Below are 11,463 nucleotides of genomic sequence, written 5' to 3' on the forward strand. Positions count from 1 at the left end.
GCGGCGCTCGATCTCAACGGCAACACATATTTACCGTCATACCCTGCGCGGGTTGAGGATGATCAGGGCCAACACCCCCGCCACGATCCCCCAGAACGCCGAGCCAATCGAGAACAAGGTCAGCCCCGAGGCCGTGACCATGAAGGTGATCACCGCCGCTTCCCGCTCACGCGCCTCGCTCATGGCCACGGTCAGCCCGTTCATGATCGAGCCGAACAGCGCCAATGCCGCAATCGACAGCACCAGCTCTTTCGGCAGCGCCGCGAACAGTGCCGCCAAGGTCGCCCCGAACACCCCGGCAATACCATAGAAAACCCCGCACCACACTGCCGCGGTATAGCGTTTGCTCGGGTCTTCATGGGCATGCGGCCCGGTGCAGATCGCCGCGCTGATCGCCGCCAGGTTGACCCCGTGTGAGCCGAACGGCGCCAGCAGCAGCGAGGCGAAGCCGGTGGCCGAAATCAGCGGCGAGGCCGGCACCTGGTAGCCGTCGGCGCGCAGCACGGCCACGCCGGGCATGTTCTGCGAGGTCATGGCCACCACGAACAGTGGAATGCCAATGCTGATGGTCGCCGCCAGCGAGAAGCTCGGTGTGGTCCACTCTGGCGTGGCCACTTCCAGGCGGAAGCCGCTGAAGTCCAGCAGGCCCAGGGCGCCGGACAGGGCAGTGCCAACCAGCAGCGCGGCCAGCACGCAGTAACGCGGTGACAGGCGCTTGACCAGCAGGTAGCTGAAGAACATGCCCAATACCAGCACGGTGCGGTGTTGGGCGGCGACGAAGATTTCGCTGCCGATCTTGAACAGGATGCCCGCCAGCAACGCCGAGGCCAGCGAGGCCGGGATGCGTCTGACCAGGCGCTCGAAGCTGCCGGTTAGGCCGCAGATCAGTACCAGTACGGCGCAGGTGATATAGGCGCCGATGGCCTCGCCGTAGCTGACCCCGCCCAGGCTGGTGATGAGCAACGCGGCCCCTGGGGTGGACCAGGCCACGGTGATGGGGGTGCGGTAGCGCAGCGACAGGCCGATGCTGCACACCGCCATGCCGATCGACAGCGCCCAGATCCATGACGAAATCTGCGCGCTGGTCAGCCCGGCCGCCTGGCCGGCCTGGAACATCAGCACCAGCGAACTGGTATAGCCGGTGAGCATGGCGATGAAGCCGGCGACTACCGCCGACGGGGAGCTGTCTGCCAGGGGCCGCAGACGTGCGGAAGTGGCATCGGTCATGAACAAAATCCTTGTAAAGGTGTAAGCAGTTTTTTCAGACTAACGCGAGCAAGGTTGATCCTTGCCATACAGCGGCCATTGCTTTTAGCCGTACAGTCGCCACATATTGGGCGAGATTACAAAACTGCACAGGCTATTTGCCGCCTGTCGTAGGAGCGGGCTTGCCCGCGAACACCGGCAACGCCGGTGCCATCCACCGCGGCGCTTGGTTCGCGGGCAAGCCCGCTCCTACAGGGGTATTTTTCGTTCTAGAGAGGGAGGGGTGATGTACAAGGTCTATGGCGACTACCAGTCGGGCAACTGCTACAAGGTCAAGCTGATGCTCAGCCTGCTGGGCCGGCCGTATGAGTGGCACCCGGTGGATATCCTCAAGGGCGAGACCGAAACGCCCGAGTTTCTGGCGATGAACCCCAACGGCAAGGTGCCGGTGCTGCAGCTGGAAGACGGCAGCTACCTGTGGGAGTCCAATGCCATCCTCAACTTCCTGGCCGATGGCAGCGAATTCCTGCCCAGCGAGCCGCGTTTGCGCACCCAGGTGTTGCAGTGGCAGTTCTTCGAGCAATACAGCCATGAGCCGTACATTGCCGTGGCGCGCTTCATCCAGTTCTACCTAGGGTTGCCGGACGAGCGTGTGGAGGAGTACCGCAAACTGCACAAGGGCGGCTACAAGGCGCTGAAGGTGATGGAGCGGCAGTTGCAGATGACGCCGTACCTGGTCGGCCAGCAGTATTCGATTGCCGACGTGGCGTTGTATGCCTACACCCATGTGGCACAGCAGGGCGGGTTCGACCTGGCCGACTACCCGGCGGTACGGGCCTGGCTGGAGCGGGTCAGCAGCCACCCGCGGCATGTGCCGATGGTGGGGTAGTTTTATCCTGTACTGGCCTCTTCGCGGGTAAACCCGCTCCCACAGGGTACACCACAGTATTCAGACCTGAGGTAATACTGTGGGAGCGGGTTTACCCGCGAAAGGGCCGGAACAGGAGAGCTACAAACTGTCAGGCTGAAGCGAACCGCTCATCCAGGTAGGCAATGATGGCCTTGGACTCATACATCCAGGTCACCTTGCCGGCTTCTTCGATGCGCAGGCATGGCACTTTCACCCGGCCGCCGCCTTCCAGCAGGGCCTGGCGGTGCACCGGGTCGTTCTTGGCATCGCGCAGCGCCACCGGTACGTTCAGGCGGTGCAGGGTGCGGCGGGTCTTGACGCAGAACGGGCAGGCATGGAACTGGTACAGCGCCAGGCCCTTGGCCGCTTGCTCGACGCGGGCCTGGGCGGCGGCGTCGCGCTTGCGCTTGGCCGGGCGGCTGATCCAGTCGCCGAACACGATGAGCTGGCCGAGGCCAACCCGCAGGGCTTTGACGATCATGGGCAACTCCTGAAATGAAAAAGCCGACCCTGCAGGGTCGGCTTGGGCTCAGCAGCCAATCACTTGATCAGGCTGAGGAACTCGCTGCGGGTGGCGGCGTTTTCGCGGAACTCACCCAGCATCACCGAAGTGATCATGGTCGAGTTCTGCTTCTCGACACCGCGCATCATCATGCACATGTGCTTGGCTTCGATGACCACAGCCACGCCGGCGGCGCCAGTCACCTGCTGCACGGCCTCGGCGATCTGGCGGCTGAGGTTTTCCTGGATCTGCAGGCGGCGGGCGTACATGTCGACGATACGCGCTACCTTCGACAGGCCCAGTACCTTGCCCTTGGGCAGGTACGCCACGTGCGCCTTGCCAATGAACGGCAGCATGTGGTGTTCGCACATCGAATACAGCTCGATGTCCCGGACCAGCACCATTTCGCTGTTGTCAGAGCTGAACAGCGCGTTGTTGGTGACTTCTTCCAGTGTTTGCTCATAACCGCGGCAAAGGTACTTCATCGCCTTTGCAGCCCGCTTGGGCGTGTCGAGCAGGCCCTCACGGGAGACGTCCTCGCCAATCTGGCTGAGGATCTCGGTGTAGTTCTGTTCCAGGGACATGGATCTACCTGTGGGAAAAATCGCAAAAACGAAGGGTACGGCGGTGAGGGCGGCGCTGCAAGCGCGGCGTTACTCGTCGCGGCCTTCGAGCATGGTTCGCTTGAGCATCACATACACCGCGCCAGTGCCGCCGTGGCGGGCGTTGCACGAGGCAAAACCGAGCACCTGCGGGTGCTGGCGCAGCCAGGTATTGACGTGGCTCTTGATCATCGGGCGCTTGCCATCCAGGCGCGCGGCCTTGCCGTGGGTCACCCGCACGCAGCGCACTTCCAGTTTGGTGGCTTCGGCGATGAAGTCCCACAGGGTTTCGCGAGCCTTTTCCACGGTCATGCCGTGCAGGTCGAGGCTGCCCTCGAACGGGATCTGCCCCAGCTTGAGCTTGCGCAGCTGGCCTTCCTGCACGCCGTCGCGGCGCCACAGCAGTTCGTCTTCGGCGCCGACGTCGATGACGAACTGGTCGGACATGCCGTCGATCACCAGCGCCTTGTCACTGCGCACGGTCGCTGCCTGACGCAGGCCGGCCAGTTGCTGGCGGTCGGCCTTGGGCTTGCCGACTTCGGCGCGGTCGTGCTTGATCGGCTTGACGCCGCGCACTTCGGCCTTGAACAGGGAAAAATCGTCGTCTTGCATGATGCCTCCACGTGGGCGGCGTAGTTTACGCGACTGTGGGGGCTTTATGCAGCCTGTACCGGCCCCATCGCCGGCAAGCCAGCTCCCACAGGGATATCACAGGCCTGGGGGCAGCGGGGGACCTGTGGGAGCGGGCATGCCCGCGAACACCGGCAAAGCCGGTGCCATCCACCGCGTCGCCTGTTTCGCGGGCGCGCCCGCTCCCACAAGGACCGCGTAGGTTTCAATCATGCTTCTTCATCAGGTGCGGCGACAGGTTCAGCTCGCGCCCGCGGCGCAGGCGAAGACGGCTGCGCCGCCAGAAGCGCACGCCCAGCCACAGCAGCAGCAAGCCAGCCCCGGTGAGGATGCCGGCCAGCGGTTTGTTGGCATTGAGTTCTGCCAGGGCAGGGTAGTTGCCCAGCAGGCCGGCAACCCCGGCCATGGCCAGCAGCACGCCCAGGGTCGCCAGCAGGGCCGACAGGCCGGCCGCCAGGCGAGCGCCCCAGTTACGCGGTTCGCGCGGACGCAGGCGCTTGGCGTCGAAACTGCCTTTACGCTTCATTCCGCTCTCCTCTGTGGATATCCGGAATTCGACCTGCTGCCGCCCATCGGGTTCCGCCCGGCTGCCGGGCGGTCGTGCCTGCTCGCTCAGATCAGGCTGGCGGTGGGTGCCACGCAAGCGAAGTTGTCGGCCATCACGGCCATTTCGCACTGGTGAATCTGCGCGGCCGGGATCACCCCATCCTTGAAGGCCAGGTCGCGGGTCGCCGAGGCGTCTTCCACCAGGGTGCAGCGGTAACCATAGTCCTTGGCACGGCGTACGGTGGTGCTGACGCTGGAGTGGCTCATGAAGCCGCAGACGATCAGGTCCAGGTGGCCCAGCTCCTGGAGGGTGTCGTGCAGCTTGGTGTTCTTGAATGCGTTGGGCATGCGTTTTTCGATGACGATTTCGCCTTCCAGCGGCTCCAGCCCGGGGATGAACTGGCCAGCGGCGCCCTGTGGGTCGAAGCGGCCACCGACAGTGCCCAGGTGGCGAACATGGATGATCGGACGGCCGCTCTTGCGCGCGGCGTCGAGCAACCTGGCGATGTTGGCCACGGCCTCGTCCATGCCCGACAGCTGCAGGGGACCACTGAGGTACTCCTTTTGCGCATCGATGATGATCAGGCTGGCGTGGCTCAGCTTGGCCGGCGGATAGTCGCGGCCAGTGAGGCGGAACATCGTGGTTGGAACGGACATCAAGGGCTCCTTGGATAGGGCTTTTGTACCGCTATTGTCCCCTGCCTTGGCGCCAATGGGAATGGTTGACAACGCAAGCGGCATGGTTACTGGCCTGTGGCTAGCCGTTGGGTAAGGCAAAGGAACATTTGTGTGGGTGGGGCTGTTAGACTTTTGGACGGTTTGAATTAGGAGTACCCCGTGATCACATCCCGTCTGCGCACGCTGCGCGACTACATTCGCTGGGCGGTCAGCCGCTTCCACGAGCACGACCTGTTCTTCGGCCACGGTGCCGACAACGCCTGGGACGAGGCCCGTCTGCTGGTGCTGGGCGCGGTGCACCTGCCGTGGGAGGTGGCCGACAGCTACCTCGACTGCATGCTCGAGGACGACGAGCGGGTACGCCTGCAGCATTTGCTCAAGCGCCGTATCGAAGAACGCGTGCCGGCCGCCTACCTGCTGGGCGAGGCCTGGTTCTGCGGCATGTCGTTCATCGTCGACGAGCGCGTGCTGGTGCCGCGTTCGCCCATCGGCGAGCTGATCGAAAAACGCTTCGAGCCGTGGCTGGCGGGCGAGCCTGCGCGCATTCTCGACCTGTGCACCGGTTCTGGCTGCATCGGCATCGTGGCGGCCGAGGTGTTCCCCGAGGCCGAGGTGGTGCTGGCCGACCTGTCGTTCCCAGCGCTGGAAGTGGCCAACCAGAACATCGAGCGCCATGGCCTGGACGGCCGTGTGTACACCGTGCAGGGCGACGGTTTTGCTGGTTTGCCGGGGCAGCGCTTCGACCTGATCCTGTCCAACCCGCCGTATGTCGATGCCGAAGATTTCGACGACATGCCGGCCGAGTACCACCACGAGCCGGAACTGGGCCTGGCCTGCGGCAACGATGGCCTGGACCTGGTGCGGCGCATGCTGGCCGAGGCGGCGGACCACCTGACCGACAAGGGTTTGCTGATAGTCGAAGTGGGCAACAGCCAGGTGCATGTCGAGGCGCTGTACCCCGAGGTGGACTTTGCCTGGCTGGAGTTCGAGCGCGGTGGGCATGGGGTGTTCATGCTGACGGCCGAGCAGTGCCGCCAGCATCAGGAGCTGTTCAAGGCCCGGGTCTGATTCCGACAGGGGCTGCTTTGCAGCCCGTTCGCGGGCAAGCCCGCTCCTACAACGTTATGCGCCATGCCTGCGGTGCGCGGTCCATGTAGGAGCGGGCTTGCCCGCGAAGCGGGCGACGCGGTATTCGCTAACGGGTAGCGATCCAGATCAGCAACCCCGCCTGAAACACCGCAAACGCCACCAGGCAGGTGATGGTAAAGCGCAAACCGCCATCTTCGCGCTGATACTTGGCCACCCGCTCATCGCGCTCGCGCAGTTGCCCTTCCTTCTCCTGCAACTGCTGGTCGGCCTGCTGCAGCAGGTTGGCGGCATCCAGAATCTCCACCCGCTGCAAGCGCTCGCTGTTCCAGGCGCCTTTGAGCTGGCCCACGGTAATCTCCACGGTGCGGCCTTTCAGGTGCTGGCCGTCCTCGTACTCCACCTCGATACCCACCCCGCGCAAGCAGTGGTCACGGCGCAGGCGTGAGTCTTCGTTCAGCGCATCCTTGCTCGGCAGTGCCATGCCCTCGACCCGGTAGTGAGACCACTTGCGCTGCAGCCACTGCACAGCCTGGGCAAGCATGAAGCGGCCCAGGCCACGGTTCAGCGGCTCCAGTTGCAGGCCCTGTTCACTGCCAATGCGCACCAGGCGCTCGGTATGGTCGACGCGGATGTCCAGGCGGTTCTGCTCTTTGTGCACTTTCTGCCCAGGCAGCTGGATTTCCATGCGCAGCAGGCTGTGGGCCTGGTCGTGGCGCTCGGCATAGCCGAACTGCACGAAGCGCAGCGGCCGCGCGCCGGTGCTGCGGTCGGTGGGCAGGGCGGCCAGGCGCAGCAGCTGGAAGTGTTCGGCGGCCAGCTCGGCCCAGGGCAGGGCTGGGCTTTCCTGGGGTTGTTCGGCCGGCTCGGCGGCGGCGGGGGCGGTTGTCATCAGGGCTTGTCCTCAAGTGCGTGCCGGCTGCAAGAGGGGGGCACTGCGTGCCCCTTTCGCGACACAAGGCCGCTCCCACAGGGACGGCGCCAAGTTCAGGCCCGGCGGCGTCCCTGTGGGAGCGGCCTTGCGTCGCGATGGGCCGCACAGCGGCCCCAATCTTCGCCGTTATTCCCCTTATCGGCAGCCCCGGCCAAGACCTGAGGGTCAGGCAGAAGGCAAATGCTGGATGAACGTGACAATTCGCTCACCCAGCTCCCGCGCCAGCGGCAGCTCGGGGTTGAGGTAACTGTCGCGCTGCTGGCTCATGCCCTTGGGGCTGATGCGCAGCACGTGGTTCATGCCGTCGATCAGCACCAGTTGCGCATCCGGCTTGGCCGCCTTCAGGCGTTCGGCGTCGGCCACGCTCACCTGCACGTCGTTGCGCCCCTGCACGATCAGCGCCGGCATGGGCAGGCGGGCAAAGGCCGCCGCCGGGTTCTGCCGGAACAGTGAAATCAGGTACGGCTGCACGCTGGGGCGGAACACCTGGCGCAGCGGTGCCGGTACTTCCAGGCTGGTCTGCCCGGCCTGCAGGCGGTCGAGCAGGGCGCTGCCGCCGGCCAATTGCGCTGGCGGCAGGCGTTGCGCCAGTTGTTCGCGCACCACCTCGGCCAGCGGTCGGCCGCTGCCGGCCAGGGTGATCACCGCGCTGGCGCCGGCTTGCTCGGCGGCCAGGCTGGCGATCAACGCGCCTTCGCTGTGGCCGATCAGGATCAGCGGGCCAAACCTCGGGTCGGCCTTGAGCTTGTGGCTCCAGGCGACCACATCGGCCACGTAGCGCTCTACGCTGAGGTTGCGCTCGTCGGGGGTGGCCGGCTGGCTGGCGGCCACGCCGCGCTTGTCGTAGCGCACGCTGGCGATGTGCTCGTTGGCCAGCAGCAGGGCCAGGCGCTTGAGGTTGTCGATCCGGCCTGAAGCCGGGTTGTTGCCGTCGCGGTCGGTGGGGCCGGAGCCGGCGATGATCAGCACCACTGGCGGCGGAGTGGCCTGTTGCGGCAACAGCAGGCTGCCGTGCAGCACGCCCTGGCCGGTGTCCAGGTCGATCGGGCGTTGCAGCACGGTGGGGGCGGCCTGGGCCAGGCTGGTGCATAGCAGGAAGAACAGGGTGACGAGGCGCGACATCATGCGGTACTACATGGGGAGATGTGGGTTTGACCCAATGTTTGCGGGAAGGTTCTTGGGTCTAGTGTGGCAGGTCAGGCCCTATCGCCGGCAAGCCAGCTCCCACAGGTACCCCACAATGTTCGAGCCTGTGATAATCCTGTGGGAGCTGGCTTGCCGGCGATAGGGCCCTCACAGACAACCAATCCACCTGTATACTGCCGCTTTCGTCCATTTCAGGCAGATCTCGCGGAGCGTCCATGTCCGGCAATACCTACGGCAAGCTGTTCACTGTCACCACCGCTGGCGAGAGCCATGGCCCGGCGTTGGTCGCCATTGTCGATGGATGCCCACCGGGCCTGGAAATTTCCCTCGCCGACCTGCAGCACGACCTCGACCGGCGCAAGCCCGGCACCAGCCGGCACACCACCCAGCGCCAGGAAGCCGACGAGGTGGAAATCCTCTCTGGGGTGTTCGAAGGCCGCACCACCGGCTGCTCGATCGGCCTGCTGATCCGCAACACCGACCAGAAGTCCAAGGACTACTCGGCGATCAAGGACCTGTTCCGCCCGGCCCACGCCGACTACACCTACCACCACAAGTACGGCATCCGCGACTACCGCGGCGGTGGCCGCAGCTCGGCCCGCGAAACGGCCATGCGCGTCGCCGCCGGGGCCATCGCCAAGAAGTACCTGGCCACCCAGGGCATCACCGTGCGTGGCTACATGAGCCAGCTGGGCCCGATCGAAATCCCGTTCAAGAGCTGGGAGTCGGTGGAGCAGAACGCCTTCTTCAGCCCCGACCCGAGCAAGGTGCCGGAGCTGGAGGCCTACATGGACCAGCTGCGCCGTGACCAGGATTCGGTGGGCGCCAAGATCACCGTGGTCGCCGAAGGCGTGATGCCGGGCCTGGGCGAGCCGATCTTCGACCGCCTCGACGCAGAACTGGCCCATGCGCTGATGAGCATCAACGCGGTGAAGGGCGTGGAAATCGGCGCCGGTTTCGCCAGCGTCGCCCAGCGCGGTACCGAGCACCGTGACGAGCTGACCCCGGAAGGCTTCCTCAGCAACAACGCTGGCGGCATCCTTGGCGGCATTTCCTCGGGCCAGCCGATCGTTGCCCACCTGGCGCTGAAGCCGACCTCCAGCATCACCACCCCGGGCCGCTCGATCGATATCGATGGCAACCCGGTGGACGTGGTTACCAAGGGCCGTCACGACCCGTGCGTGGGCATCCGCGCCACGCCGATCGCCGAGGCGATGATGGCCATTGCGCTGATGGACCACCTGCTGCGCCACCGCGCGCAGAATGCCGAGGTGAAGGTGAATACCCCGGTGCTGGGCCAGCTCTGATCCCCCAGTACCGGCCCTATCGCCGGCAAGCCAGCTCCCACAGGTACCCCACAATGTTCAGGTCTGTGGTAATCCTGTGGGAGCTGGCTTGCCGGCGATAGGGCCAGTACAGGTCCCCACAAGGCCATCCCATGCAACCCATCCCCTACTGGCGCCTATCCAGCTTCTACCTGTTCTACTTCGCCCTGCTAGGCTCCACCGCCCCCTTCCTGGCGCTGTACTTCGACCACCTGGGCTTCTCCCCGGCGCGCATCGGCGAGCTGGTGGCTATCCCCATGCTGATGCGCTGCATCGCCCCTAATCTGTGGGGCTGGCTGGGCGACCGTACCGGCCAGCGTCTGCTGATCGTGCGCCTGGGGGCGTTGTCGACCCTGGCCACCTTCGCCCTGATCTTCTTCGACAAAAGCTACGCCTGGCTGGCCCTGGTGATGGCCCTGCATGCGTTCTTCTGGCATGCGGTGCTGCCGCAGTTCGAGGTCATCACCCTGGCCCACCTGCACGGGCAAACCGCGCGCTACAGCCAGGTGCGCCTGTGGGGCTCGATCGGCTTCATCCTCACCGTGGTCGGTTTGGGCCAGCTGTTCGAATGGCTGAGCCTGGACATCTACCCGGTGGCTCTGGTCACGATCATGGCCGGTATCGTCGCCGCCAGCCTGTGGGTGCCCAATGCCCAGCCGGTGGAGCAGGGCGAGCGCAGCGGTGCCGGCGGCTTCCTGCAGCAGTTGCGGGCCCCCGGGGTGGTCGCGTTCTATGTCTGCGTGGCGCTGATGCAGCTCAGCCACGGGCCGTACTACACCTTCCTCACCCTGCACCTGGAGCACCTGGGCTACAGCCGTGGTGCCATCGGCCTGCTGTGGGCGCTAGGGGTGGTGGCCGAGGTGTTGATGTTCATGCTCATGAGCCGCGTGTTCGCCCGTTTCAGCGTGCAGCGCGTGTTGCTGGTCAGCTTCCTGCTGGCGGTGCTGCGCTGGCTGCTGTTGGGCACCCTGGCCGAGGAACCGGCTGTGCTGATCTTCGCCCAGTTGCTGCACGCGGCCACCTTCGGCTGCTTCCACGCCGCCAGCATCGCCTTCGTCCAGGCCAGCTTCGGCGCCCGCCAGCAGGGCCAGGGCCAGGCGCTGTACGCGGCCCTGTCGGGCACCGGCGGTGCGCTGGGGGCGTTGTACTCGGGCTACAGCTGGAAACTGCTGGGGCCCACCTTCACCTTTGGTATGGCCAGTGCCGCAGCCTTGGCTGCAGCCGTTATCATTGCCCTTTGTTCGCAACCGACCAGGACCCGCCCCTGATGAGCATTCTCAGCGTTTTCCACCCCTCCAGCCCGGAACTGCCGAACAAGGTGCTGACCCACCACGACGACATCGCTGCCACCCTGGCCGAGCACGGCGTGCGCTTTGTGCATGCCGAACATGGCCTGCGGGTGCGCCCGGGCACGGGCCATGACGAGGTGCTGGAGGTATGCCGTGGGTACCTGGATCAGTTGATGACGGCGTATGGCTGCAAGGCCTGCGTGCTGCTCAACCGCGACGGTGAGGACCCGGCCCAGATGGATGTGCGCGATGAGCATGTGCATGACGCTGACGAGGTGTTTGCCGTGGTCAGCGGGCGTGCGCAGGTTGGTTTGCGGTTGGGGGATTGGGTGTATTCGGTGTTGTGCGAGAAGGGGGATCAGCTGCTGGTGCCGGCGGGGACCCGGCGCTGGGTTGAGCTGGGCGATACACCGTTTTGCCTGGCGTTGCGCTTGTATGGCAGCGAGCAGGGCGTGCCTGCGCGGTTTACCGGGGATGTGACTGCGCGGGCATTCCTAGGCATCGACGAGCTTTAGTGGCTTCCATGGCCTCTTCGCGGGCTCGCCCGCTCCCACAGGGATATCACTGCACTTGAGGGCGGTGGAGAACCTGTGGGAGCGGGCGAGCCCG

Annotated in this window: 13 protein-coding genes; 5 read left to right on the forward strand and 8 right to left on the reverse strand. The window is 65.2% G+C overall.

Annotated elements, in window-relative coordinates:
* Nucleotides 1-36: 36 nt before the first annotated feature.
* Nucleotides 37-1,227 (reverse strand): benzoate/H(+) symporter BenE family transporter, encoded by a 1,191-nt coding sequence (locus TZ03_RS27055; RefSeq protein WP_051101383.1) that lies wholly within the window; start codon nucleotides 1,225-1,227, stop codon nucleotides 37-39.
* Nucleotides 1,228-1,492: 265 nt separating this feature from the next.
* Here TZ03_RS27055 and TZ03_RS27060 point away from each other — a divergent pair, with 265 nt between their 5' ends.
* Nucleotides 1,493-2,095: a glutathione S-transferase family protein gene (locus TZ03_RS27060; protein WP_051101384.1), complete on the forward strand. Its 603-nt coding sequence runs from the start codon at nucleotides 1,493-1,495 to the stop codon at nucleotides 2,093-2,095.
* 130 nt (nucleotides 2,096-2,225) lie between these two features.
* On the opposite strand, the gene TZ03_RS27065 is transcribed toward TZ03_RS27060, so the two are convergent.
* The 5 genes from TZ03_RS27065 to TZ03_RS27085 all read right to left on the reverse strand — a co-directional run bounded on the left by TZ03_RS27065 (nucleotide 2,226) and on the right by TZ03_RS27085 (nucleotide 5,053).
* On the reverse strand, nucleotides 2,226-2,597 hold the full coding sequence (locus tag TZ03_RS27065; protein ID WP_051101385.1) for a glutaredoxin family protein: 372 nt from the start codon (nucleotides 2,595-2,597) through the stop codon (nucleotides 2,226-2,228).
* A 59-nt stretch (nucleotides 2,598-2,656) separates the two neighbouring features.
* Nucleotides 2,657-3,202, reverse strand: coding sequence for a GTP cyclohydrolase I FolE (gene folE, locus TZ03_RS27070; protein WP_051101386.1), 546 nt, complete (start codon nucleotides 3,200-3,202; stop codon nucleotides 2,657-2,659).
* 69 nt (nucleotides 3,203-3,271) lie between these two features.
* Entirely contained in the window at nucleotides 3,272-3,832 is a 561-nt protein-coding gene (locus tag TZ03_RS27075; protein WP_051101387.1) for a Smr/MutS family protein, read from the reverse strand.
* 223 nt (nucleotides 3,833-4,055) lie between these two features.
* Nucleotides 4,056-4,376, reverse strand: coding sequence for a hypothetical protein (locus TZ03_RS27080; RefSeq protein ID WP_051101388.1), 321 nt, complete (start codon nucleotides 4,374-4,376; stop codon nucleotides 4,056-4,058).
* 86 nt (nucleotides 4,377-4,462) lie between these two features.
* Nucleotides 4,463-5,053, reverse strand: a complete 591-nt coding sequence (locus TZ03_RS27085) for a cysteine hydrolase family protein (protein WP_051101389.1) — start codon at nucleotides 5,051-5,053, stop codon at nucleotides 4,463-4,465.
* Nucleotides 5,054-5,233: 180 nt separating this feature from the next.
* Between TZ03_RS27085 and prmB the strand changes: the two genes are divergently transcribed.
* Entirely contained in the window at nucleotides 5,234-6,142 is a 909-nt protein-coding gene (gene prmB / locus TZ03_RS27090) for a 50S ribosomal protein L3 N(5)-glutamine methyltransferase (RefSeq protein WP_051101390.1), read from the forward strand.
* A gap of 127 nt (nucleotides 6,143-6,269) precedes the next feature.
* Here prmB and TZ03_RS27095 read toward each other — a convergent pair whose 3' ends face one another.
* Together TZ03_RS27095 and TZ03_RS27100 are read right to left on the reverse strand one after the other, a co-directional pair.
* Nucleotides 6,270-7,052, reverse strand: a complete 783-nt coding sequence (locus TZ03_RS27095; protein WP_051101391.1) for a hypothetical protein — start codon at nucleotides 7,050-7,052, stop codon at nucleotides 6,270-6,272.
* Nucleotides 7,053-7,259: 207 nt separating this feature from the next.
* Nucleotides 7,260-8,219 carry an alpha/beta hydrolase gene (locus tag TZ03_RS27100; protein WP_051101392.1) on the reverse strand — a complete coding sequence of 320 codons (960 nt, stop codon included), beginning with the start codon at nucleotides 8,217-8,219 and terminating at the stop codon, nucleotides 7,260-7,262.
* Between the two features lie 236 nt (nucleotides 8,220-8,455).
* Here TZ03_RS27100 and aroC point away from each other — a divergent pair, with 236 nt between their 5' ends.
* The 3 genes from aroC to TZ03_RS27120 all read left to right on the forward strand — a co-directional run bounded on the left by aroC (nucleotide 8,456) and on the right by TZ03_RS27120 (nucleotide 11,369).
* Nucleotides 8,456-9,547: a chorismate synthase gene (gene aroC, locus TZ03_RS27110; protein WP_051101394.1), complete on the forward strand. Its 1,092-nt coding sequence runs from the start codon at nucleotides 8,456-8,458 to the stop codon at nucleotides 9,545-9,547.
* Between the two features lie 131 nt (nucleotides 9,548-9,678).
* Nucleotides 9,679-10,833, forward strand: coding sequence for an MFS transporter (locus tag TZ03_RS27115; RefSeq protein WP_051101395.1), 1,155 nt, complete (start codon nucleotides 9,679-9,681; stop codon nucleotides 10,831-10,833).
* On the forward strand, nucleotides 10,833-11,369 hold the full coding sequence (locus TZ03_RS27120) for an oxidase (protein ID WP_051101396.1): 537 nt from the start codon (nucleotides 10,833-10,835) through the stop codon (nucleotides 11,367-11,369). Before TZ03_RS27115 ends, TZ03_RS27120 begins: the two co-directional genes overlap by 1 nt.
* Nucleotides 11,370-11,463: the final 94 nt, after the last annotated feature.

The sequence above is a fragment of the Pseudomonas sp. 10-1B genome (assembly GCF_000935045.1).
Classification (GTDB): Bacteria; Pseudomonadota; Gammaproteobacteria; order Pseudomonadales; family Pseudomonadaceae; genus Aquipseudomonas.

Bases quoted from the DNA above. Each gene is read 5' to 3' on its own strand.
- TZ03_RS27055 (WP_051101383.1), bottom strand. From the start codon at position 1,227: ATGACCGATGCCACTTCCGCACGTCTGCGGCCCCTGGCAGACAGCTCC.
- TZ03_RS27060 (WP_051101384.1), top strand. From the start codon at position 1,493: ATGTACAAGGTCTATGGCGACTACCAGTCGGGCAACTGCTACAAGGTC.
- TZ03_RS27065 (WP_051101385.1), bottom strand. From the start codon at position 2,597: ATGATCGTCAAAGCCCTGCGGGTTGGCCTCGGCCAGCTCATCGTGTTC.
- folE (WP_051101386.1), bottom strand. From the start codon at position 3,202: ATGTCCCTGGAACAGAACTACACCGAGATCCTCAGCCAGATTGGCGAG.
- TZ03_RS27075 (WP_051101387.1), bottom strand. From the start codon at position 3,832: ATGCAAGACGACGATTTTTCCCTGTTCAAGGCCGAAGTGCGCGGCGTC.
- TZ03_RS27080 (WP_051101388.1), bottom strand. From the start codon at position 4,376: ATGAAGCGTAAAGGCAGTTTCGACGCCAAGCGCCTGCGTCCGCGCGAA.
- TZ03_RS27085 (WP_051101389.1), bottom strand. From the start codon at position 5,053: ATGTCCGTTCCAACCACGATGTTCCGCCTCACTGGCCGCGACTATCCG.
- TZ03_RS27095 (WP_051101391.1), bottom strand. From the start codon at position 7,052: ATGACAACCGCCCCCGCCGCCGCCGAGCCGGCCGAACAACCCCAGGAA.
- TZ03_RS27100 (WP_051101392.1), bottom strand. From the start codon at position 8,219: ATGATGTCGCGCCTCGTCACCCTGTTCTTCCTGCTATGCACCAGCCTG.
- aroC (WP_051101394.1), top strand. From the start codon at position 8,456: ATGTCCGGCAATACCTACGGCAAGCTGTTCACTGTCACCACCGCTGGC.
- TZ03_RS27115 (WP_051101395.1), top strand. From the start codon at position 9,679: ATGCAACCCATCCCCTACTGGCGCCTATCCAGCTTCTACCTGTTCTAC.
- TZ03_RS27120 (WP_051101396.1), top strand. From the start codon at position 10,833: ATGAGCATTCTCAGCGTTTTCCACCCCTCCAGCCCGGAACTGCCGAAC.